Source organism: Sphingomonas larreae, from assembly GCF_051400595.1.
Lineage (GTDB): Bacteria > Pseudomonadota > Alphaproteobacteria > Sphingomonadales > Sphingomonadaceae > Sphingomonas.
In genome coordinates this window covers 1,439,986-1,459,899 of the sequence record NZ_JBLFFI010000001.1, presented here as the reverse complement: position 1 = coordinate 1,459,899, position 19,914 = coordinate 1,439,986, and the positions used below count along the sequence as shown (strand labels likewise).

At 69.5% G+C, this 19,914-nt stretch carries 25 protein-coding genes; 10 read left to right on the top strand and 15 right to left on the bottom strand.

Features of this window, described 5'->3' with window-relative positions; all coding sequences use genetic code 11:
- The first annotated feature begins 94 nt into the window (after positions 1 to 94).
- Positions 95 to 1,000 (top strand): 4-hydroxybenzoate octaprenyltransferase, encoded by a 906-nt coding sequence (gene ubiA, locus ACMGDM_RS06645; RefSeq protein ID WP_436803307.1) that lies wholly within the window; start codon positions 95 to 97, stop codon positions 998 to 1,000.
- 131 nt (positions 1,001 to 1,131) lie between these two features.
- Here the strand turns inward: ubiA and ACMGDM_RS06640 are convergent, their stop codons facing one another.
- From ACMGDM_RS06640 to ACMGDM_RS06630, 3 genes are read right to left on the bottom strand one after another with little or no spacing between them, the layout of a single operon-like run.
- On the bottom strand, positions 1,132 to 1,503 hold the full coding sequence (locus ACMGDM_RS06640; RefSeq protein WP_436803306.1) for a Rap1a/Tai family immunity protein: 372 nt from the start codon (positions 1,501 to 1,503) through the stop codon (positions 1,132 to 1,134).
- Positions 1,500 to 2,306 carry a hypothetical protein gene (locus ACMGDM_RS06635; RefSeq protein ID WP_436803305.1) on the bottom strand — a complete coding sequence of 269 codons (807 nt, stop codon included), beginning with the start codon at positions 2,304 to 2,306 and terminating at the stop codon, positions 1,500 to 1,502. Before ACMGDM_RS06635 ends, ACMGDM_RS06640 begins: the two co-directional genes overlap by 4 nt.
- A 57-nt stretch (positions 2,307 to 2,363) precedes the next feature.
- Positions 2,364 to 2,675: a hypothetical protein gene (locus ACMGDM_RS06630; RefSeq protein ID WP_436803304.1), complete on the bottom strand. Its 312-nt coding sequence runs from the start codon at positions 2,673 to 2,675 to the stop codon at positions 2,364 to 2,366.
- Positions 2,676 to 2,890: 215 nt separating this feature from the next.
- On the opposite strand from ACMGDM_RS06630, the gene ACMGDM_RS06625 reads away from it, so the two are divergent.
- Positions 2,891 to 4,237, top strand: a complete 1,347-nt coding sequence (locus ACMGDM_RS06625; protein ID WP_436803303.1) for a TldD/PmbA family protein — start codon at positions 2,891 to 2,893, stop codon at positions 4,235 to 4,237.
- Complete coding sequence (locus tag ACMGDM_RS06620) at positions 4,230 to 5,024, top strand: 3'(2'),5'-bisphosphate nucleotidase CysQ (protein ID WP_436803302.1); 795 nt, start codon at positions 4,230 to 4,232, stop codon at positions 5,022 to 5,024. Before ACMGDM_RS06625 ends, ACMGDM_RS06620 begins: the two co-directional genes overlap by 8 nt.
- Before the next feature lie 54 nt (positions 5,025 to 5,078).
- On the opposite strand, the gene ACMGDM_RS06615 is transcribed toward ACMGDM_RS06620, so the two are convergent.
- From ACMGDM_RS06615 to gnd, 4 genes are read right to left on the bottom strand one after another with little or no spacing between them, the layout of a single operon-like run.
- Positions 5,079 to 5,405 carry a hypothetical protein gene (locus tag ACMGDM_RS06615; protein ID WP_436803301.1) on the bottom strand — a complete coding sequence of 109 codons (327 nt, stop codon included), beginning with the start codon at positions 5,403 to 5,405 and terminating at the stop codon, positions 5,079 to 5,081.
- Positions 5,406 to 5,430: 25 nt separating this feature from the next.
- A complete protein-coding gene (locus ACMGDM_RS06610; RefSeq protein ID WP_436803300.1) occupies positions 5,431 to 6,183 on the bottom strand; it encodes an HAD-IIB family hydrolase in 753 nt (250 codons plus the stop codon).
- Entirely contained in the window at positions 6,184 to 6,990 is an 807-nt protein-coding gene (locus ACMGDM_RS06605; RefSeq protein WP_436803299.1) for a Cof-type HAD-IIB family hydrolase, read from the bottom strand.
- Positions 6,990 to 7,979 carry a phosphogluconate dehydrogenase (NAD(+)-dependent, decarboxylating) gene (gene gnd / locus ACMGDM_RS06600; RefSeq protein ID WP_436803298.1) on the bottom strand — a complete coding sequence of 330 codons (990 nt, stop codon included), beginning with the start codon at positions 7,977 to 7,979 and terminating at the stop codon, positions 6,990 to 6,992. The genes ACMGDM_RS06605 and gnd overlap by 1 nt, the downstream gene beginning before the upstream one ends.
- Before the next feature lie 61 nt (positions 7,980 to 8,040).
- On the opposite strand from gnd, the gene wecB reads away from it, so the two are divergent.
- Both wecB and ACMGDM_RS06590 read left to right on the top strand, forming a co-directional pair.
- Positions 8,041 to 9,201, top strand: coding sequence for a non-hydrolyzing UDP-N-acetylglucosamine 2-epimerase (gene wecB, locus ACMGDM_RS06595; protein ID WP_436803297.1), 1,161 nt, complete (start codon positions 8,041 to 8,043; stop codon positions 9,199 to 9,201).
- Between the two features lie 115 nt (positions 9,202 to 9,316).
- Positions 9,317 to 10,096 (top strand): sulfite exporter TauE/SafE family protein, encoded by a 780-nt coding sequence (locus ACMGDM_RS06590; RefSeq protein ID WP_436803296.1) that lies wholly within the window; start codon positions 9,317 to 9,319, stop codon positions 10,094 to 10,096.
- A 58-nt stretch (positions 10,097 to 10,154) separates the two neighbouring features.
- Here the strand turns inward: ACMGDM_RS06590 and ACMGDM_RS06585 are convergent, their stop codons facing one another.
- Together ACMGDM_RS06585 and ACMGDM_RS06580 are read right to left on the bottom strand one after the other, a co-directional pair.
- Entirely contained in the window at positions 10,155 to 10,478 is a 324-nt protein-coding gene (locus ACMGDM_RS06585) for a hypothetical protein (RefSeq protein ID WP_436803295.1), read from the bottom strand.
- 21 nt (positions 10,479 to 10,499) lie between these two features.
- A complete protein-coding gene (locus ACMGDM_RS06580; RefSeq protein ID WP_436803294.1) occupies positions 10,500 to 10,925 on the bottom strand; it encodes an organic hydroperoxide resistance protein in 426 nt (141 codons plus the stop codon).
- Positions 10,926 to 11,055: 130 nt separating this feature from the next.
- Between ACMGDM_RS06580 and ACMGDM_RS06575 the strand changes: the two genes are divergently transcribed.
- On the top strand, positions 11,056 to 11,490 hold the full coding sequence (locus ACMGDM_RS06575) for a MarR family winged helix-turn-helix transcriptional regulator (protein WP_436803293.1): 435 nt from the start codon (positions 11,056 to 11,058) through the stop codon (positions 11,488 to 11,490).
- Between the two features lie 9 nt (positions 11,491 to 11,499).
- On the opposite strand, the gene ACMGDM_RS06570 is transcribed toward ACMGDM_RS06575, so the two are convergent.
- The 6 genes from ACMGDM_RS06570 to ACMGDM_RS06545 form a co-directional block, all read right to left on the bottom strand.
- Positions 11,500 to 11,913 (bottom strand): MerR family transcriptional regulator, encoded by a 414-nt coding sequence (locus tag ACMGDM_RS06570; protein ID WP_436803635.1) that lies wholly within the window; start codon positions 11,911 to 11,913, stop codon positions 11,500 to 11,502.
- A 2-nt stretch (positions 11,914 to 11,915) separates the two neighbouring features.
- Positions 11,916 to 12,215 carry an integration host factor subunit alpha gene (locus tag ACMGDM_RS06565; protein ID WP_436803292.1) on the bottom strand — a complete coding sequence of 100 codons (300 nt, stop codon included), beginning with the start codon at positions 12,213 to 12,215 and terminating at the stop codon, positions 11,916 to 11,918.
- A 92-nt stretch (positions 12,216 to 12,307) separates the two neighbouring features.
- Positions 12,308 to 13,288, bottom strand: a complete 981-nt coding sequence (locus ACMGDM_RS06560) for a beta-ketoacyl-ACP synthase III (RefSeq protein ID WP_436803291.1) — start codon at positions 13,286 to 13,288, stop codon at positions 12,308 to 12,310.
- Complete coding sequence (plsX, locus tag ACMGDM_RS06555; protein WP_436803290.1) at positions 13,285 to 14,319, bottom strand: phosphate acyltransferase PlsX; 1,035 nt, start codon at positions 14,317 to 14,319, stop codon at positions 13,285 to 13,287. The genes ACMGDM_RS06560 and plsX overlap by 4 nt, the downstream gene beginning before the upstream one ends.
- 43 nt (positions 14,320 to 14,362) lie before the next feature.
- Positions 14,363 to 14,542, bottom strand: coding sequence for a 50S ribosomal protein L32 (gene rpmF / locus ACMGDM_RS06550; protein ID WP_028967316.1), 180 nt, complete (start codon positions 14,540 to 14,542; stop codon positions 14,363 to 14,365).
- Between the two features lie 308 nt (positions 14,543 to 14,850).
- Positions 14,851 to 15,510: an MBL fold metallo-hydrolase gene (locus tag ACMGDM_RS06545; protein ID WP_436803289.1), complete on the bottom strand. Its 660-nt coding sequence runs from the start codon at positions 15,508 to 15,510 to the stop codon at positions 14,851 to 14,853.
- Between the two features lie 183 nt (positions 15,511 to 15,693).
- Between ACMGDM_RS06545 and pabB the strand changes: the two genes are divergently transcribed.
- The 4 genes from pabB to msrA all read left to right on the top strand — a co-directional run bounded on the left by pabB (position 15,694) and on the right by msrA (position 19,899).
- A complete protein-coding gene (gene pabB, locus ACMGDM_RS06540) occupies positions 15,694 to 17,439 on the top strand; it encodes an aminodeoxychorismate synthase component I (protein ID WP_436803288.1) in 1,746 nt (581 codons plus the stop codon).
- A gap of 53 nt (positions 17,440 to 17,492) precedes the next feature.
- Entirely contained in the window at positions 17,493 to 18,692 is a 1,200-nt protein-coding gene (locus ACMGDM_RS06535) for a pyridoxal phosphate-dependent aminotransferase (protein ID WP_436803287.1), read from the top strand.
- A 205-nt stretch (positions 18,693 to 18,897) separates the two neighbouring features.
- Positions 18,898 to 19,038 carry a hypothetical protein gene (locus ACMGDM_RS06530; RefSeq protein ID WP_436803286.1) on the top strand — a complete coding sequence of 47 codons (141 nt, stop codon included), beginning with the start codon at positions 18,898 to 18,900 and terminating at the stop codon, positions 19,036 to 19,038.
- A 198-nt stretch (positions 19,039 to 19,236) separates the two neighbouring features.
- Positions 19,237 to 19,899, top strand: coding sequence for a peptide-methionine (S)-S-oxide reductase MsrA (msrA, locus tag ACMGDM_RS06525; protein ID WP_436803285.1), 663 nt, complete (start codon positions 19,237 to 19,239; stop codon positions 19,897 to 19,899).
- Positions 19,900 to 19,914 lie beyond the last annotated feature (15 nt).

Genomic DNA, 19,914 nt, shown 5'->3' with positions numbered 1-19,914 from the left:
CTGCTTCATGCGTGACGGATAGCGGCGTGCGGCGGACGCAGACCGACACCCGTTCCGCTTCGCGCAGCCGTGCGGGCGCGCTACAGCGTCCCGCGTGACCGACATCGTTCCTGACAGCCAGCATCGCGGCCTCGTCGCCGCGCTCCCGCCGCTGCCGCGCGCGCTCGCCTCGCTCGCGCGGCTCGACCGCCCCATCGGCTGGTGGCTGTTGTTCTGGCCCGGCGCCTGGGCGGTGGCGCTGGCAGGTGGGGTGATCGAGCGCTGGCCGCTGCTGCTATGGCTCCTGCTCGGCAGCATCGCCATGCGCGGCGCCGGCTGCGTCTACAACGACATCGTCGACCGCGAACTCGACGCCAGCGTTGCGCGCACGCGCCATCGGCCGCTGGCGAGCGGACAGGTATCGCTTGGGGTCGCCTGGGCGTGGCTCGTCTTCCTCTGCCTGATCGGACTGGTGGTGTTGCTCCAGTTGCACCTCTATGCCGCGATCGTGTCACTCGCCGCGCTGGCGCCGGTAGCGGCCTATCCTTTCATGAAGCGAATCACCTGGTGGCCGCAGGTGTGGCTCGGGCTCGTCTTCTCCTGGGCGGCGCTGGTGGGTTGGAGCGAGACCTGGGGGACGCTGACCGCCCCCGGGTTGCTGCTGTACGCCGGCGCGATCGTCTGGGTGGTCGGCTATGACACGATCTACGCGCTGCAGGACCGCGAGGACGATGCGCTGATCGGGATCGGCTCGTCCGCGCTCGCGATGGGGCGGCATGTCAGAGGTGGCGTCGGGCTGTGCTATGCGCTCGCGGTGGCGCTATGGGCGGGCGCCTTCTGGCAGGTCCGGGCCGACCCGCTGGCGTTCGCGGCGCTCGCTCCAATGGTGCTTCATCTCGCCTGGCAGGTGGCGACGCTGCACCCCGACGACAGCGCGGGCGCGCTGCGACGGTTTCGCAGCAACCGCTTCGCCGGGCTGTTGCTGTTCCTGGCGTGCGCGGTGGTGGGTACACGCTTGTAACCCGGAACTAACAGCGACCGCACCCGCTCACGAAACGCGACACGTGGCGCAGCGGAGCAGCGGTTCAAACCGGCGCGGTGTCGCCGCAGCCGTGGTGGTATGATCCGCGGCAGGTCGGCTTCAGGCCGTGATCAGCGGCGCTTGCGGGTCGGTTTTCGCGTCGGCTTGGGCACGGGCTTCGCGGCAGCCTTGCACGGGAAGGCGTCGCGCAGCGCCTCGCGCACCACAAAGGCAGGCGCGGCGCTCGATTTCTTGCCCGTTTTGCGAAGGTAGCGCCGCGCCGCCGAGGTCACCTCGAGGTTGGACGATTTGGCGGGCGACGGGCAGATTTGCCGCGCGATCGAGAGCGCGTCGAATTCGGCGAGGATATAGCCGGTGCAGAAATCGGCGGTAGGATCACTGTCCTTGCCACGGCAGAGCTCAACCAGCTGCGGCGTCGTCAGCGAACTGACCACCACCGGCCGGTCGGCTGCCGCGAGCAATGCCAGCAGCAGGATGCTCAATGCGCCGCTCCCGTCGAAGCGGCATTATTCGCGGCGAGATAGGGCAGCAGCCGGACGCGCGGGAACACCTCGTCGAGCGGCTTTACGTCCGGCGTGATGTAGACGACGCCGCCTTTCTTCTCGAACAGCGGGCGCAGCTTGCCGTTGTAGAAGCGTGCGCCGACGTTGATGCAGCCGAACGAAATGCGATTGTCGTCGGGCGTGGGGGAGAGCAGCCGTTCGACGCGATGCTCGTTCTTGTGGAGGCTGGTCACCGCGTGCAGCGCCACCGCGTTGCTGTAATCGACCCAGAGCACGCGCTGTTTGCCGAACGCCCGTCCAAATTTGGAGACGAACCGGCCGGCCGGGGTGGTGCGCTCCGCGGGACCGATATCGTCGAGATTCTTTGCGCCGACACCGGGAGACGAATCGTCGCCGACCCCGATGCCGAGCAGCACCGGCGCCTGCCCGAGAAAGTCGCCGTTGGCCGCGAACAGATACAGCGTCGCCGCCGGCTTATCGATGACGGCATAGGGCAGCTTGCCATTGTCGCGCGCCGCGGCGACCCAGGCGATGATCCGCTCGGCGGTCTCCGAACGCGGCGCCGCGTCGATCGGCGCTACCGGCGTGCTGGCGACGCGTTTGCCGCGCTGCTTCGCCTTGGGCTTGCGCACCGCCGCTTTGGCGGTCGCAGATGATGGCGCGACGGCCGGCTTGGTCTTGCCGGCCGGGGGCGTGGCCGCCGAGCCGGGTGCCGCTAGGAGCAGCATCAGCGCGGCGGTAGTCAGCGCAGCGGGTGCGCCGCGGAACGATCGTGCGAACATGGATAACGTGTTCCGCCAAGCCGTTCCGCGACGCAAGCCCGTTGACGCCTGTCAGGCTCAGCCGCGCGGGCGACGCGCGCGCTGCTGCTGGAGCTGCTGCATCTGCTGCTCCGACGCATCGACGCGGGTGCCGAGCTGATCGATCCGCTGGCTGTTCTGCTGCGCCTGCGCGGCAGCGGCCTGTGCCTGGGTGAGCGCCTGGCCGGACGTGCCCTCGACCGTGCGGAGACGACCGTCGAGCCCGTCGATACGGGTGTTCACGGTCGCGATCTGGTCACGGACGAAGCCCTTGGAGGCGCAGCCGCCGAGCCCGGTGGCGCCAACGGCGATCAATGCCAGTGCCGTGAAGCGGGGAAGGTTCGAACGCATCTACTTACCTCTCGTACCAAGAATGGACAGATAGCGCGAATGCGCAGGGCCATGACAACGTTCCGGCGCCTGAACGAAACGTTAATGGAAGGTAAACGGCGCGACTGGGGGAGCTGCGATGCGCGGCCGATCGCGCCGCGCGCGCATCCAATCCGCCACGCGGGACGTTGCCGCAGGACTAGCAACCAACCGAACACCAGGCCTACAGCATCGTCATGCTCACCCCCGATCAGGCGCAGGAGCGCGCTACCGACATCGTCCGCCGCGCCCGTGCCGCTGGGGCGGACGCTGCCGACGCGGTGTTCTCCGCCAATGCGTCGAGCGAGGTGTCGGTACGGCTCGGGAAGCTCGAGGACGTCGGGCGGTCGGAGGGCGAGGATCTCGGCCTGCGCGTGTTCGTCGGGCAGCGCTCGGCCAGCGTGTCCACCTCCGATATTTCTTCCAAGTCGCTCGACACGCTGGTGGAGCGCGCAGTGGCGATGGCGCGCGAGGCGCCGGAGGACCGTTGGGCGGGGCTGGCGCCCGAGTCGCGGCTGCTCCGCGGCGCCGCGCCGCTGCTCGATCTCGCCGATCGCGACGAGCCCGAGCCGCACGCGCTGCGCGAGGCCGCGGCGCGCGCCGAGGCGGCCGCACGCGCGGTCGCCGGCGTGACCAACAGCGAGGGCGCGGGCGCGGCCTGGGGGCGCAGCGTCTGGGCGCTCGCCACCAGTCACGGCTTCGCGGGCGCCTATGAGGCTACCAGCCATACGCTGTCGGCCAGCGTCATCGCGGGTGATGAGGGCGCGATGCAGCGCGACCACGCCTTTCATGCCACCCGCCACCGCGTTCATCTCGACTCGCCCGAGTCGATCGGCGCGCTGGCGGGCGAGCGCGCCGCGGCGCGCGTCGGCGCCGGTCGCGCGCCGAGCGGCGCGATGCCGGTGGTGTTCGATCCGCGCGTCGGCGCCAGTCTGCTCAGCCATCTCAGCGGCGCGATCTCGGGCGGCGCGGTGACGCGGCGTACCAGTTTCCTGCTCGATTCGCTCGGCACCGCGATCCTGCCGGCGGGCGTGAACGTGATCGACGACCCGCATCGCCCGCACGGGCTGCGCTCACGTCCGTTCGACGGCGAGGGGCTGCCGGTTTCGCCCGTCGCGATCGTTAGCGCCGGGATGCTCGAGACCTGGCTGCTCGACAGCGCCTCGGCGCGCCAGCTCGGGCTGGAGCCGACCGGCCATGCCGCGCGCGGGATCGCCGGCGCGCCCGGAGTGACGACGAGCAACCTCTATATGGAGGCGGGCCATGTGCCGCCGGACACGCTGATCGCGGACATCGCGGAGGGCATCTACGTGACCGAGCTGATCGGCCAGGGCGTGAACCCGGTGACGGGCGATTACAGCCGCGGCGCGGCGGGCTTCCTGATCGAGCGCGGTGAGCTGACCCGTCCGCTGATCGAATTCACCATCGCGGGCAACCTGAAGGACATGTTCCGCGAGTTGACGCCGGCGAACGACCTCGTCTTTCGTCATGGCGTCAATGTGCCGACGCTGCGGGTCGAAGGCATGACGGTGGCGGGTGGCTGACGCCGCGCTGGCCGATGCGGTCGCGGCGATCGCGCGCGAGGCGGGGCAGATGGCGTTCGCGCGCTGGCGCACCGACTTCGCGCGTTGGGAGAAAACGCCGGGCAGTCCGGTGTGCGAGGTCGATATCGATGTCGATCGCATGCTCCACGCCCGGCTCGGCGCGTTGCTGCCCGATGCCGGCTGGCTGTCCGAGGAGACCGCCGACCGCCCCGACCGGCTCGCGCGCGAGCGCGTCTGGGTGGTCGATCCCATCGATGGTACGCGCGACTATATCCGCGGCCGTGCCGGCTGGTGCGTGTCGATCGCGCTGATCGAGCACGGACATCCGGTGATCGGCGTGCTCGACGCGCCCGCACGCGGCGAGGTGTGGCGGGCGGCAAGAGGGGCGGGGGCTAGCGTCGCGCGCGAGGACGGCAGGCGCTTCGATCTGACCGCGGGTGACCGGCGCGACTTGGAGGGCGCACGCGTGCCGGTGGATGCCCTGCCCAAGACGGATCGCACGCTCGTGGCGGTGGAGAAGCCCAATTCGATCGCGCTGCGTATCGCGATGGTGGCGAGCGACCGGGCCGATCTGGTCGCGACGCTGCGCTGGGGCAACGAGTGGGACATCGCCGCGGCGGTGCTGGTGGCGAGCGAGGCCGGTGCGACCGTCAGCGACGCGCTGGGCGCGCCGATCCTGTTCAACAAGCCCGACCCCCGCGCTTATGGCGTGCTGGTGACCGTGCCCGGCATCCACGCTGCCTCGGTCAAGCACCTCGCCGGGCGCGCCCGCGCAGTGATCGGGTAAGGGCGCTCGGTCGAGGGCGCGACGAGCGGGGTCGGCTCGCGCCTCTTTTCCGCCTCAGCGCCGCTGATCGCGCCGCTGCATCGGGCGCCATCGGACTGCGACGCAGATCACCGTCGGCCAGAACAAGGTGTTGATCACGTCGGGGATTGTGTCCCACCAGCGCCATGAATGATAATGGAGCCGATCGAGCACCTCGTTGCCGAGCTCCGCCAGCGCCACCACTGTCAGCGGCACGAACGTGCCCAGCGAACGCCGCGTGACCAGTCGCGCCAGGATCAGCACCGCCATGCCGGCATGGATGTGAAGCACCGTGTCGCTGGTGCCGGTGCCGTCGCCGATCGCGTTGATCAGGCGCGCGTAGAGCGCGGGCACGTTGATCATTACCCGCGCCCTCGCCTCCGCCGCGTCAGCCCTGCTTCTGGCACGCGACGATCGCGGTCACCACGCTGATCGTCTCCTGCGGATCGCGCACGCGGACGCAGTCGACACCCGCCTCATGCGCGGGATAATCGTTGCCGCCCGGGAAGATCGCATCGCCGATAAAGAGCATCTCGGCGAGCTGGATACCGCTCTCCGATGCCAGCTTGCGCAGCCCATAGCCCTTGTCGACACCCTCGCGGGTGATGTCGATCGAGGTCGCCCCACCCATGTTGATCGCGAGCCCGGGGAGCCGCTGCCGCAGGTCCGCCTGGATCACCTTGCGCTTGGCGAAATCGGGATCCCAGGTCTCCTTGGCCTCGAGCGGCGCCTGCTGGCCGAGCGCGGAAAAGGTGATCTGGCTGCCGCGGTCCTCGATCCGCTCGCCCCAGGTCTGCTCGGGGACGAAGCCGGTGGCCTCCAGCGCCTCGCCAAAGGCCTCGATGATCCTGGCCTTCTCGGCATCACCGAACAATTCGGCGTAGACCGTCTTCCAGGCGGCATCGCGGTAGACGTACAATTTGGTGCCGGTCGTCGGCATCAACCACAGCCGCTCGCGATGGGCGCGCTCGGGCAGGCGGCTCGCCACCTGCTTTTCGAACTGCGGCCAGTCGCCGCCCGAGATCACCGCGACGTCGGCGACCGTCAGCAGATCCGCCAGCGTCTCGCCCATGTCGTCCTTGAGCGCCTGTTTGCTGAGCGCGAGGGTGCCGTCGAGATCGAAGGCGACGAGCTTCTTCATTCAATGTCTCCGCGGCAGAACAATCGTTTCGATGGCGTGCGCTACGCCATCCTCGTCGTTCGCGCGAGTCACCTCGTGCGCCGCTGCCTTCACCGCATCGGGCGCGTTGCCCATCGCGATCGCCACTCCGGCGCGACGCAGCATTGGCAGGTCATTGGCCTGGTCGCCGATCGCGGCGGTGTCCTCGAGCGCGATGCCGAGCGCCTGGCTGAGCGCGGCGATGCCGTCGCCCTTGTTGGCGCCCTTGGCGGTGACGTCGAGATAATAGACCTGCGATTGCGCCACCGTCGCGCGATCGCCGATCGCGGTGTGCACCCGCGCGTACAAGGCGTGGAGCATCGCCGCATCGTCGCTGACGAAGGTGAGCTTGTCGGCGCGTGCGAGCAGCGAAGTGAGATCGTGCGCCACCACCGGCTCCTGTGCCGAACTGCGCCGCTCGCTCCGCGTGTGCGCGCCGTCGGGATCGCTGGCGTACCAGCGATCGTCCGCGAACAGCCACGTGTCGACCTCGAACTCGGCGGCGATGGTGAGCGCCTCGCGCGCCACGTCTTCGGGCAGTGTCTCGTGGTGCACGATCGTCCCGTCACGACGGAAGACGATGCCGCCGTTGAACGCGGCGACATCACCGTCGAACCCGAGCTGGTCGAGCAGCGGACGGATGCCCGACATCGGCCGCGCGCTGATCACGGTGAAGGCGACGCCCTCCGCTTCCAGCCGGCGAACCGCCGCGATCGTGCCAGGGGTGAGGTTCTTGTCCTTGTCGACCAGCGTGCCGTCTACATCCGACACCAACAGACGGATCGCCATTATTGCGGGATCTCGACGTGGCCGCCAAAGCCGAACCGCATCGCCGACAGCGCCTTCTCGCCGAACGTATGCTCCACCCGGCTACGATAGCGCGCGAACAGCGCGGTGGTGAGGACGTTGACGGGCACCGCTTCCTCCATCGCGGCCTCGATGGTCCATTGCCCCTCGCCGGAATCGGCGACGTTGCCGCTGAACTTCTCGAGATGCGGGTCGCTCGCCAGCGCCTGTGCGGTGAGGTCGAGCAGCCAGGACGAGATCACGCTGCCACGGCGCCACACCTCGGCGATGTCGGCCAGATTGAGGTCGTAGCGCTCGTCCTCGGGCAGCTTTGCGGACGCCTTGCCCTTGAGCACGTCGAAGCCCTCGGCATAGGCCTGCATCAGCCCGTACTCGATACCGTTGTGGATCATCTTGACGAAGTGACCCGCGCCGGCGGGGCCGGCGTGGATGTAGCCGCGCTCGGCACGATCATCGATGCCCTCGGCGCGGCCGCGCGTGCGCTCGATCGTGCCGCTGCCGGGCGCGAGCGCGGAGAAGATCGGATCAAGGTCACGTACCACCTGGTCGGGGCCGCCGATCATCATGCAATAGCCGCGCTCGAGCCCCCATACGCCGCCCGAGGTGCCGACGTCGACATAGTCAACGCTCTTCTCGGCGAGCACCTTGGCGCGACGGATATCGTCCTTGTAGAAGCTGTTGCCGCCGTCGATCACGACCTCGCCCGGGCTTGCGCCGGCGGCGATCTGCTCGATGACGCCATCCGTCACCGCGCCATGCGGCAGCATCACCCACCAGATCGCGGCGGCACCGCCCTCCTGGCAACGCGCCCGGGCGTCCTCGAGCGAGGTCGCCGCGATCGCCCCGGCCTCCGCCAGCTTCGCCACCGCGTCGGTGTCGTGATCATAGGCGACGATCTCATGCCCCGCCTTCATCAGGCGGCGCGCCATGTTGCCGCCCATCCGGCCGAGGCCGATCATCACCAGTCGCATTCGTTTCCTCCTCGCTCGCCGTCGAATCGCGCGGCACGCCCGCTAGGTTCCGCGCCGCAACATGCCCCCGATCGCGCTAGAATGGGAAGGCATGTACGCGCAGCCCGGCATCCTGCTGGTATTCGGCACCCGGCCAGAGGCGATCAAGCTGGCACCGGTGATCGCCGCGCTGCGTCGCCGCGGCGAGCTCGCGGTGCGCGTTGTGGCCACCGGTCAGCAGCGCGAGCTGCTCGCGCAGACGCTGGCGGCGCTCGGGCTGGCGCCCGACATCGACCTGGACCTGATGCGCGCGGGTCAACCGCACCACCAGCTGCTCGGCACGTGCGTGGCAGCGCTCGGCGCGCTGATCGCGACCGAGCGACCGGCGCGGCTGGTGGTCCAGGGCGACACCACCAGCGCGCTCGCCGGTGCGCTGGCGGCCCATCTCGGCGGCGTGCCGATCGCGCACGTCGAAGCGGGGCTGCGCAGCGGCGACCTCGCCGCGCCATGGCCGGAGGAGGGATGGCGCAAGGCCATCACCGCGCTGGCCGACTGTCACTTCGCGCCGACCGCGACCGCGGCGGCCGCACTCGCCGCCGAGCAGGTGCCGATGCGCACGATCCACGTGACCGGAAACAGCGGGATCGACGCGCTGCTTTCGATGCGCGCGCACGCCGCGGCGAGTTCGGCGGTGCCGCCCGCGCTGGCGCGCTTTGCTACCGAAGTGGGTGAACGCCGCGTCGTGACCGTGACGGTGCACCGGCGCGAGAAAGACGAGGCAGCGATGGCACGGATGGCGCAGGCGCTCCGTGCGCTCGCAGGACGCGGTGACGTGGCAGTGGCGCTGCTCGCGCATCCGGCACCCCAGCCGCAAGCGCTGGCGGCGCTGCTCGCGCGCGAGCGCGGCATCACCGTGCTGCCCGCGCTCGACTATGCGGCGATGGTGCGGCTGCTGACGATGAGCCATCTCGTGCTCACTGACTCCGGTGGCCTGCAGGAGGAGGCGCCCGCGCTCGGCGTCCCCGTCCTCGTGCTGCGAGACACGACCGAGCGACCCGAGGGCATCGACGCCGGCTGCGCCGCGCTGGTCGGCACCGACCCGGCACGGATCGTGGCGGCGGCGGCGCGCTTGCTCGACGATCCCGTCGCGCATGCGGCGATGGCGGGCGCGCGCAATCCGTACGGCGATGGCTACGCCGGGGAGCGGATCGCCGCGATCCTGGGCCGTCTGCACGCGCGTTAACCGGCTCCTGCCTATCCCAATGCGTCGGCGACGATGGGCCACCCAAGCATTTCTGCGCTTGCGGCACGCCCCCGCCGCGGCGCACAGCAGGCGCGATGGCGAGGGGACGAGCGACGTGGACTGGCTGAGCACGCTCGCGGGCTTCCTCGTGGGCGCGATCGTGGGGCTCACCGGGGTCGGCGGCGGCTCGCTGATGTCGCCGGTGCTGATCCTGTTGTTCGGCGTCGCGCCCGCCACGGCGGTCGGCACCGATCTGTGGTTCGCCGCGATCACCAAGATGGTGGGCGGCACCGTCCACCACCGCCAGAACAACGCTGACTGGACGGTGGTGCGCAGACTCTGCCTCGGCAGCCTGCCCGCGGTGGCGCTCACCTTGTGGTGGCTGTGGAGCCATCACGAGCGTGCCGAAGGCGGCGGGCTGATCGTTCACCTGCTCGGCGCAACGCTCGTCGTTTCGGCGCTGCTCACCCCATTCCGAGCCGCGCTGGCGCGCCGCTTCGCGCGCCGCGACGGCGCGCGGACCGAGGCGCTGCTGCGCTACCAGCCGGTGCTCACCGTGACGGCGGGGGCGCTGCTCGGCGCGCTGATCACGTTGACCTCGGTGGGTGCGGGCGCGCTCGGGGCGACGCTGCTGCTGCTGCTCTATCCCTTCCGCCTCACCGCCAAGCGACTGGTCGGGACCGATATCGTCCATGCGGTGCCGGTCGCGCTGCTCGGCGGCATCGGTCATGCGCTGATCGGCAACATCGATCTGCGGCTGCTCGGGGCGCTGCTGCTCGGGTCCATCCCTGGCGTGATCCTCGGCGCGCGGCTGACCGACCGGCTGTCCGAGCGGATCGTCACCCCCGCGCTGGCGCTGGTGCTGCTGATCGTCGGCGCGCGACTGCTCGCCTGAGTTGCATCACGCGCGCCACGGCGAGGAGACGACCATCAGGCGCGCTCCCGCGCGGCTATCACCGAGTCGCGTAGCTGCGCGGCGCGCCGGCCATGGAGCAACCGCTCCCCCAGCGCCGCAGCACCAGCTCGGGGATGATGACCGCGACCGAGCGGCCCGACGTAGCGGCGTCGATCTTGACTAGGTCGAACAGCGGACCGCCGATCTCACATAAGGGCCCAGGCACCATCATCGGTTGCGGCACCGGCTCGCCGGCGCCGCGCAGTAAACCGATGGGGATGGCGCAGCACACGGGTCCGCGAGGGTCGCCGACGGCAGGACGACCGCGCAGGCGGAAGCGGGCGCCGGCATACCGCGATCCTGCGACCTTCACCGACGCCAACTCGGCGCCGCGCGAGCCGCCTCAGGCGAGGGCGAGGCCGACGTCGATGTTGCCGCGGGTGGCGTTCGAATAGGGGCAGATCTGGTGCGCGGTCTCGATCAGCCGCTGTGCGTCGGCGCGCTCGACGCCGGGCACGTCGACGAGCAGGTCGGCGGTGATGCCGAACCCGCCTTCCGACCGCGGTCCGATGCCGACGGTAGCGGTGACCTTGGTGTCGGCCGGTACCTTCACCTTGAGCTGCTGGCCCGCCACTTTGAGTGCGCCGAGGAAGCAGGCCGAATAGCCGGCCGCGAACAGCTGCTCCGGGTTGGCGCCGTCACCACCTACGCCGCCGAGTTCCTTGGGGGTGGACAAAGTCACCGCGAAATTGCCCTCGGTGGTGCGCGCCTCGCCGTCGCGACCGCCGGTGGCGAACGCGGAAGTGCGATATTTGACATCGACCGACATGTTGAACTCCTTATATGGTGCGGCATTCCTTACCGCGACAAAGGACTGCTATCAACCTGGCGCACGGTTGTCCAGCCGGATTTGTATCGCGATATATATTCGGTTAGAGGCAGGCGGAGGGAGAGAAAACGTGCCCGATCCGCTGCCGCTCGACCACCAGCTTTGCTTCTCGCTTTATGCTACCAGCATGGCGGTGGGGCGCGCCTACAAGCCGCTGCTCGACGAACTCGGCATCACCTATCCGCAATATCTCGTGCTGCACGCATTATGGGAGGAGGATGGCCGTAGTGTCGGCGCGATTGCCGAGCGGCTCGCGCTCGAGTCGAGCACGGTGACGCCGCTGGTCAAGCGGATGGAGGCTGCGGGCTTGGTGACGCGTCGGCGCAATCCGCTCGACGAGCGCCAGGTCCAGGTATTTCTTACCGCGGCGGGCACGGCGCTGCGCGAGCGGTGCGGCTGCCTGGCCGAGCGGCTGTTGGAACGATCGGGGCTGACGCTTGATCAGTTATCGACGCTCAACGCGCAGGTGCAGACACTTCGTGAGGCGTTGGCGGCGGCCGAGTAAGGACGGGCGCTAGCACTCGTCGTCGCTGAGGGCCGCAGCAATCCAATCGCGCACCACGCGAACCCGCGCCATCGTCGCCGCTTCGCCCTGCAAATCGCCGCCGGAGGGTGGCGGAGGCGCCGGGCTAGGCTCCTCGGGCGCGGCGCTCGCGGCGCGGTCGCGCCCCGTGCGTCGCTCGCGCGCGAGCAGCTGCTGCACCCCGCGGATCGTATAGCCTTCGTCCTGAAGCAGCGCAGCGATACGCTCGACCAGCGCCACGTCGGCGGGGCGATAATAGCGGCGGTTGCCCGCACGTGTGACGGGCCGAAGCTGCGGGAAGCGCTCCTCCCAGTAGCGCAGCACATGCGGGGCGACTCCCGTCGCCGCGGCGACCTCGCCGATCGTCCGAAAAGCGGCGGCGGATTTCTCGTCCGACGCCACGATCGTCAGCTGGCTCCCGCGATGCGGTCGCGCATCATCTGGCTGGCACGGAAGGTCAGCACCCGGCGCGGCGCGATCGGCACCTCCACCCCGGTCTTGGGATTGCGCCCGACGCGTTCGCCCTTGTCGCGCAGCACGAAGGTGCCGAAGCCCGAGATCTTGACGTTCTCGCCCCCGGCAAGCGCACCGCACATCTTCTCGAGGATCTGCTCGACCATACGTGCCGAGTCGGCGCGCGACAGACCGACGCGCCGATGCAGCGCTTCCGCCAGATCCGCGCGCGTGAGCGTGCCCACTTCCGTCATGACCGCGACCCCCTTCCCGAGTAAAAGACTGTCATTACGGTTTGTTATAGCGCAATCGTTTGCTTGTCGATCGATCCGACCGCCAGTCAGGGTCAGAAGCGTAGCACCGCGGCACCCCAGGTGAACCCGCCACCCATCGCCTCCAGCACGACGAGATGGCCCGGCTGGATCCGCCCGTCGCGCACCGCCTGGTCGAGCGCGAGCGGCACCGAGGCGGCCGAGGTGTTGGCATGCTGGTCTACCGTCACCACCACCTTACCGGCCGGCAGCGACAGTTTGCGCGCGGTGGCGTCGAGAATGCGCGCATTGGCCTGATGCGGGACAACCCAATCGACCGAGTCGGTCGGCAGCCCGGCGGCGACTAGCGTCTCCTCCATCACCGCGGCGAGATTGACGACCGCGTGACGGAACACCTCGCGTCCCTTCATCCGCAGCTTGCCCACCGTGCCGGTGGTCGACGGGCCGCCGTCGACGTAGAGCAGGTCGTTGTGGCGGCCGTCTGCGTGGAGCCGGGTCGCGAGAATGCCGCGCGCCGCGGGATCGGCGTTGTCGTCGGGCGAGTCGCGCCCCTCGAGCACGATCGCGCCGGCACCGTCACCGAACAGCACGCAGGTGGTACGGTCTTCCCAATCCAACAGCCGGCTGAACGTCTCGGCACCGATCACCAGCGCGCGGCGGTGCGCGCCGGCGCGGATCATGCTGTCCGCCACCTGCACCGCATAGAGGAAGCCGGAGCAAACCGCGGCGACATCGAACGCGACGCAATCGTTGATCCCCAGCATCGCCTGCACCTTGGTGGCGGTGGCGGGAAAGGTGTTGTCGGGCGTGGCGGTGGCCAGCACGATCAGGTCGATGTCCTGCGCGACGAGCCCGGCGGCGGCGATCGCGGCGGTGGCAGCATCGCGCGCCAGCGTCGCGGTGGTCTCGCCATCGCCTGCGATATGGCGAAAGCGAATCCCGGTGCGCTCGACGATCCACTCGTCCGACGTGTCGACCCGTTCGGCTAGCTCGGCATTGGAGACACGACGCGCCGGCAGCGCCGCGCCCGTCCCCGTCAGCACGGCACGGATCATGCGGCGGCTTTCGCTTCGAAGTGGCGCAGATCCTCCGCGATGCGGCGCGCGAGATCGGCCTTCACCATCTTGGCAGCATTGCCGATCGCCGTGGCCACCCCGCGCTCATTGGCGCCGCCGTGGCTCTTCAGCACCAGCCCGTTGAGCCCGAGGAAGACCGCGCCATTGTGGTTGTTCGGATCGAGATGGTCGCGCAGCAGCTCGGTCGCCGGGCGCGAGATCAGGAAGCCCAGCTTGGAGCGGACCGAGCTGGTGAAGGCGCGCTTGAGCAGGTCGCCGACGAAGCGTGCGGTGCCCTCGGCGGTCTTGAGCGCGATATTGCCCGAGAAACCGTCACAGACGATCACGTCATGCTCGCCGCGCGACAGCCGGTCACCCTCGACGAACCCGGTGAAGTTCATCGGCAGGTGCCCCGCGACGCGCAGCATCTGCGCGGCGTCACGGATCTCCTCGGTACCCTTCTGGTCCTCGCTGCCGATGTTGAGCAGCGCGACGCGCGGCGATTCGAGGTCGAGCGTGGTGCGCGCATAAGCGGCGCCCATCACCGCGAACTGGACGAGGTTGCGCGCATCGCATTCGGTGTTGGCGCCGAGGTCGAGCACCACCACGTCATTGTCGCCGAGCGTCGGCAGCAAAGCGGCGAGCGCAGGACGATCGATCCCCGGCATGGTGCGCAGCGACAGCTTCGCCATCGCCATCAGCGCGCCGGTATTGCCAGCGGAGACTGCAGCGCCGGCGCGACCTTGCTTTACCAAGTCGATCGCAACGCCCATCGAGGTGGTACGCGCGCGCCGGATCGCCTGGCTCGGCTTCTCGTCGCCCGCGATCACGTCCGGAGCGTGGACGATCTCGGAGTGCTGCGACAGGTTCGGGTGGCCCTTCAGCCCCTCCGCGATCGCCGCACCGTCGCCGACCAGCAGAAAGCTGACGTCGTCGAAGCGGCGGCGCGCGCGCGCCACCCCGGCCAGCATGACAGCCAACCCCTCGTCGCCGCCCATCGCATCGACGGCGATCCGGGACCTGTCGGACATCACTTAACCCAACTCCTGATGCTCGGCCGCGGCAGCACCGCGCTTAGGCGTCGACCGCGATGACCTCGCGACCGTTGTAGTGACCGCAGGCCGTGCAGAGATTGTGCGGACGCTTCAGCTCGCCGCAGTTCGGGCACTCCTGGAACGCCTCCACCGAGAGCGCGTCGTGCGCGCGGCGCATGCCGCGGCGGGAGGGGGAAGTCTTTCGCTTGGGGACGGCCATCGCGGCACCTTGATCTATCTAAGAGTTCGTAACAGCGACGAGCCGATGTCCGGGGCCGCGCGGCCGACGCGTTGGCCGGCCGCGGCGGACAGCCGGGCATCGGCTCGTATCGCGAAGCCCCGCGCCTATAGCGATTTCCGCCGCTGTTGCAAGTCGAGCCGGTCACGTCTGTCTCCGCTGGCATCAACGGGCGAGGCGGGCAATGGATGCTGCGGTGTTCCATACCCAAGTCCTGACGAACACCGACGAATCACCCGTCGAATGGCTGACCTCGTCCGCATCCGAGGCTAGGCCGAATCACCGTGCGATCACTGCGCCAGGACGCGGTCGCTCACGAACATGTTGTGCTGACGCTCGTGCGCGAAGGTGCTCGGCTGGCCGTGGCCGGGAATGAACGCGGTGGCGTCGCCGAGCGGCCACAGCTTGGTCGTGATCGACTCGATCAGCTGCGGGTAATTGCCCTGCGGCAGATCGGTGCGCCCGATCGAGTTCTGAAAGAGCACGTCGCCCACCTGCGCGAAGCGCGATGGCGCATGGTGAAAGATGACATGGCCGGCGGTGTGGCCGGGGGTGTGGTACACGTTGAGGGACAGGTCACCGACGCTCACCGTATCGCCCTCGACCAGCCATCGGTTCGGTTCGAATACGGTGCCCTCGACGCCCCATTGCCGGCCATCCTCGTCGAGCCGCGCCAGCCAGAAGCGATCGTCCTCATGCGGTCCCTCGATCGGGACACCGAGCGAGTCGGCGAGCGGCTTGGCCGCGCCGGCATGATCGATATGGCCGTGGGTCAGCAGAATCTTCTCCACGGTCACCCCGGCGCGCGCGATCGCCGCGGTGATCCGCGGGAGGTCGCCGCCGGGATCGACCACCGCGGCGCGCATCGTCGCGGTGCACCAGATCAACGTGCAATTCTGCTCGAGCGGGGTGACCGGGATGATCGCTGCGCGCAGCGGGGTGTCGCTCATGGCTCGCTCCTCGCGCGGGCCGAACCGCCGCGCGTGCCCCGCATAGCGGCGGCGCCGTGCATTGTCGAAGCCGGTGCGATCGCCGCCCCGGGCAGCGAATCGCCGATCTTTCCGCGACTTCGAGGCAATTTAACGCGGCAGAGCGACTTGCCGGCGCGGCGGCGCGCGGGCATCACCGCTGTTATGGTGCCCGAACCGCCTTTCGTGCTGCTCGACGATGCGCGACCCGGTGCGGGCACGGCGCGGCTCTATACGCAGCCGCGCCGCGTGCTCCGCGCCGAGACGATCGCGGCGGTCCCCGCCCTGCTGCGCGAGGCCGCGGCGGCGGAGGGCGATGTGGCGGGCTTTCTTTCCTACGATGCCGCCGCGGCGTTCGTGCCGCAAACGGGTGCGGTGCCGCGCGCGGCGCAAGCGCCGCCGCTGGCCTGGTTCGGCGTGTTTGACGGATGGCAGGATATCGCCGATGTGACTGCGCTGCTCCCCGAGGCGGCGGCGAGCTGGGTCGGCGTGCCCGAGCCCGCGCTCGATCGCGAGGATTATGCCGCGATGTTCGCGCAGGCGCAGGCGCTGATCGCGGCGGGTGACCTGTACCAGCTCAATCTTACCTTTCGCGCGCGGGTCCCCTTCCTCGGTGATCCGCTCGCGTTGTACGCCCGGTTGCGCCCGCAGGCGCGCGCCGGCTGGAGCGCGATCGTCGCGACCGGCGAGCACACCATCTTGTCCTTCTCGCCCGAGCTGTTCGTCGCCGTCGACGGCACGCGGCTGACGTGCCGTCCGATGAAAGGCACGGCGCGCCGCGACGCGGATCCCGCCGCGGACGCGGCGGCGGCACGGCAGCTGGCCGCGGACGACAAGCAGCGCGCCGAGAATCTCATGATCGTCGACCTGATGCGCAACGATCTCGCGCGCGTCGCGGTGGCGGGCAGCGTCACGGTGCCCGAGCTGTTCGCGGTGGAGACCTACCCCAGCGTCCACCAGCTCACCTCCACCGTTACTGCCGCGCTGGCGCCGGGGCAGGACGCCGCGGACGTGCTTGCCGCGCTGTTCCCGTGCGGCTCGATCACCGGTGCGCCCAAGCGCCGTGCGATACAGGCGATCGCCGCGATCGAGCGTGATGCGCGCGACGTCTACACCGGCGCGATCGGTCGGATCGATGCGGCCGGCGACGCGCAGTTCAACGTCGCGATCCGCACGCTGACGATCGCGCCGGGTGCGGCGACTGCGACGCTGGGCGTAGGGGGCGGCATCGTCGCCGACTCGAACGTCGACTCGGAGTGGGACGAGGCGCTGGCCAAGGCGGCGTTCGTGGCGCGCGCGGCGGCCACGCCCGATCTGATCGAGACGATCGCCTTTGACCCGCTCGACGGGCTGCTGCTGGTCGACCGCCATCTCGCGCGGATGAAGACGAGCGCGAGCGCTCTCGGCTTCACCTTCGATCGCCACGCGACGCGCAACGAGCTGCAGGCCGCGACCTTCCGGCTGCGCGAGCGCGCGCGGGTGCGGCTGGTGCTGGCGCCGTCGGGCGCGGTGGCGATCGAGGTCACCCCGCCACCGCCGCCCGCGCGCGCCGCGTTGCGGGTGGCGCTTGCGACGCTGCCGGTGTCCCCGGCCGACTGGCGCCTGCGCCACAAGACGAGCGATCGCGCCTTCTACGACGCCGCGCGCCGCGCCGCGGGCCTGGACGAGGTGGTGTTCGTCGATCCGGTTGGCCAACTGACCGAGGGCAGCTTCACCAATGTGTTCGTCGCGCGCGGCGGTGTCCTGGTGACGCCGCGCGCCGGCGCGCTGCTGCCCGGCGTGCTGCGCGGCGAGCTGCTCGAGCAGGGCCGGGCGGTGGAGGGCGATCTCGCGCCGGGTGATCTGGCGGACGGGTTTCTGCTGGGCAACGCGTTGCGCGGGTTGATGCCGGCACAGCTCGCGGTTGCATGATGCGGACGCGCGTCGCATAGGCACGCGCGCTTCCTCACTGAAGGCGCCCGCTCATGCACACCTCCGCCGCGCTCGACCGCATCAATCCCTCGCCGACGCTGGCGATCACCAGCCGCGTGCTGGAGCTGAAGCGCGCCGGGGTCGACGTGATCGGGCTGGGCGCCGGCGAGCCCGATTTCGACACGCCCGACTTCGTGAAGGAGGCCGCGATCGCGGCGATCCGCGCGGGCAAGACCAAATACACCAACGTCGATGGCACCGCCGAGCTGAAGGAGGCGATCGTCGCCAAGTTCAAGCGTGACAACGCGCTGGACTACACGCCCGCGCAGATCAGCGTGAACGTCGGCGGCAAGCACACCTTGTTCAACGCCTTGGTGGCGACGCTCGACGCCGGCGACGAGGTGATCGTGCCCGCGCCTTATTGGGTGAGCTACCCCGATGTGGTGCAGTTCGCCGGCGCCACCCCGGTGATCGTCGCGGCGGGCGCGGACGTCGGCTACAAGCTCACGCCCGAGATGCTCGAGGCCGCAATTACGCCGCGGACCAAGTGGGTCATCCTCAACTCACCGTCCAATCCCACCGGCGCTGCCTATACGGTGGACGAGCTCAAGGCGCTGGGTGAGGTGTTCGAGCGCCATCCGCACGTGTGGATCTTTGCGGACGATATGTACGAGCATATCGTCTACGACGACTTCCGCTTCGCCACGATCGCCGAGGTGTGCCCGTCGCTGTACGAGCGGACGCTGACCGTCAACGGCTGTTCCAAGGCCTATGCGATGACCGGTTGGCGGATCGGCTTTGCCGGCGGCGCGCCTTGGCTGATCAAGGCGATGAGCAAGCTGCAGTCGCAATCGACCAGCAACCCTTGCTCGATCGCGCAGGCCGCGGCGGTGGCCGCACTGACCGGGGACCAGTCGTTCCTCAAGGAGCGCGCTGCCGCGTTCCAGACGCGGCGCGACCTGGTGGTCGGCATGCTCAACGCGACTCCGGGCATTACCTGCCCCAAGCCCGAGGGTGCCTTTTACGTCTATCCTGACGTGAGCGGCGTGATCGGCAAGTCGACGCCGGCGGGCAAGCGGATCGACACCGACAGCGACTTCGTCAGCTATCTGCTCGACGACGCCAAGGTGGCGGCGGTGCAGGGCGTCGCCTTTGGTGTCTCGCCCGCGATGCGGATCAGCTACGCCACGTCGGAGGCATTGCTGACCGAGGCGTGCCACCGCATCCAGGAGGCGTGCACCGCGCTGCGCTGAATGGCCTGACTGCGACGCTTGGAAACGATTCTGTTCCAACGTTGACATATCTGCGTGTGGGTCGCGCGCCTATATGGGCGGCGGATGAACGCGCCGCCCAGCGACGGTTCACGCACCGAGACCTATTCCCAGCCCCGCGGCGCCGCAATGCGTCGCGCCGCTACCGGAGCCAGCCGCGCGAGCGGCATGAGACGAGAGTAACGCCATGACCCGACTGATCACCTCCAGCTTCGCGCGCCGCTTCGCCGGCGGCTTTCTGATCGGTGCGGCAGCGATGCTCGGTATTCATGCAAGCCAGGCCGAGACGCCGGTCCGCGCTGACGCAGCGACTCACGGGGCACGCTGAGTCAAGGCCGCGGGACGGCGGCGATCACCGATGGTCGTGGCGTCACTTGCTTGGCGCCCCCTCCCTTCACCAAGCGCAGCGGCTTGCCAAAGGTGCGTCTCGCGCCAGCATAGCGGCGGTCGAGCATAAGTGCCGGCGGCTGGCACACCCGCGCTGATCCATGTTGCCGCGGGCGCTGGCGCACCCCATTTCTCCACCATGAGTACCATCAACCTCCGCTCGCTCGCGGCGCTCGCGCTTGCCCTCGTCCCGCTCGCCGGCTGCGGTTCGGCGCAGGCGGAGCGCGCGGTGCCGATCCCCGCCGCGGCGCGCGACGTCGCGCCTACCGCAAACCTGCAGACCGCGGTGCTCGCGGGCGGGTGCTTCTGGGGAATGGAGGCGGTGTTCCAGCAGGTGCGCGGTGTGCGCGACGTCACCGCGGGCTATGCCGGCGGCACCGCCGCGACCGCCAACTACCGCGACGTCAGCAGCGAAACGACGCGTCATGCCGAGGCGATCCGGATTCGCTTCGATCCGCGGCAGGTGAGCTATGCGACCCTGCTGCGTGTCTATTTCTCGGTGGCGCATGATCCGACCCAGGTGAACCGCCAGACCCCCGACGTGGGCACCAGCTATCGCTCCGCGATCTTCGTACAGACGCCCGAGCAGCGCGCGGTCGCTGCCGCCTATATCGCGCAGCTCGGCGCCGCGCACGCGTTCGCGCGACCGATCGCGACCAAGGTAGAAAGCGGCGCCTTCTATCCGGCCGAGCCGGAGCATCAGGACTTTTTCCAGCGCAACCCGTACCATCCGTATATCATGCGCTGGGACAAGCCCAAGGTGGCAGCGTTCCGCGCCGGCTTCCCGCGACTGGCGAGCTGAACCGGGCTGGACGCG

Bases quoted from the DNA above. Each gene is read 5' to 3' on its own strand.
- ACMGDM_RS06630 (WP_436803304.1), bottom strand. From the start codon at position 2,675: ATGCGTTCGAACCTTCCCCGCTTCACGGCACTGGCATTGATCGCCGTT.
- ACMGDM_RS06635 (WP_436803305.1), bottom strand. From the start codon at position 2,306: ATGTTCGCACGATCGTTCCGCGGCGCACCCGCTGCGCTGACTACCGCC.
- ACMGDM_RS06530 (WP_436803286.1), top strand. From the start codon at position 18,898: ATGACCCGACTGATCACCTCCAGCTTCGCGCGCCGCTTCGCCGGCGGC.
- pabB (WP_436803288.1), top strand. From the start codon at position 15,694: ATGGTGCCCGAACCGCCTTTCGTGCTGCTCGACGATGCGCGACCCGGT.
- rpmF (WP_028967316.1), bottom strand. From the start codon at position 14,542: ATGGCCGTCCCCAAGCGAAAGACTTCCCCCTCCCGCCGCGGCATGCGC.
- wecB (WP_436803297.1), top strand. From the start codon at position 8,041: ATGCCCCCGATCGCGCTAGAATGGGAAGGCATGTACGCGCAGCCCGGC.
- ACMGDM_RS06605 (WP_436803299.1), bottom strand. From the start codon at position 6,990: ATGGCGATCCGTCTGTTGGTGTCGGATGTAGACGGCACGCTGGTCGAC.
- gnd (WP_436803298.1), bottom strand. From the start codon at position 7,979: ATGCGACTGGTGATGATCGGCCTCGGCCGGATGGGCGGCAACATGGCG.
- ACMGDM_RS06560 (WP_436803291.1), bottom strand. From the start codon at position 13,288: ATGATCCGTGCCGTGCTGACGGGGACGGGCGCGGCGCTGCCGGCGCGT.
- ACMGDM_RS06625 (WP_436803303.1), top strand. From the start codon at position 2,891: ATGCTCACCCCCGATCAGGCGCAGGAGCGCGCTACCGACATCGTCCGC.
- ACMGDM_RS06615 (WP_436803301.1), bottom strand. From the start codon at position 5,405: ATGATCAACGTGCCCGCGCTCTACGCGCGCCTGATCAACGCGATCGGC.
- ACMGDM_RS06580 (WP_436803294.1), bottom strand. From the start codon at position 10,925: ATGTCGGTCGATGTCAAATATCGCACTTCCGCGTTCGCCACCGGCGGT.
- plsX (WP_436803290.1), bottom strand. From the start codon at position 14,319: ATGTCCGACAGGTCCCGGATCGCCGTCGATGCGATGGGCGGCGACGAG.
- ACMGDM_RS06565 (WP_436803292.1), bottom strand. From the start codon at position 12,215: ATGACGGAAGTGGGCACGCTCACGCGCGCGGATCTGGCGGAAGCGCTG.
- ACMGDM_RS06535 (WP_436803287.1), top strand. From the start codon at position 17,493: ATGCACACCTCCGCCGCGCTCGACCGCATCAATCCCTCGCCGACGCTG.
- ACMGDM_RS06610 (WP_436803300.1), bottom strand. From the start codon at position 6,183: ATGAAGAAGCTCGTCGCCTTCGATCTCGACGGCACCCTCGCGCTCAGC.
- msrA (WP_436803285.1), top strand. From the start codon at position 19,237: ATGAGTACCATCAACCTCCGCTCGCTCGCGGCGCTCGCGCTTGCCCTC.
- ACMGDM_RS06545 (WP_436803289.1), bottom strand. From the start codon at position 15,510: ATGAGCGACACCCCGCTGCGCGCAGCGATCATCCCGGTCACCCCGCTC.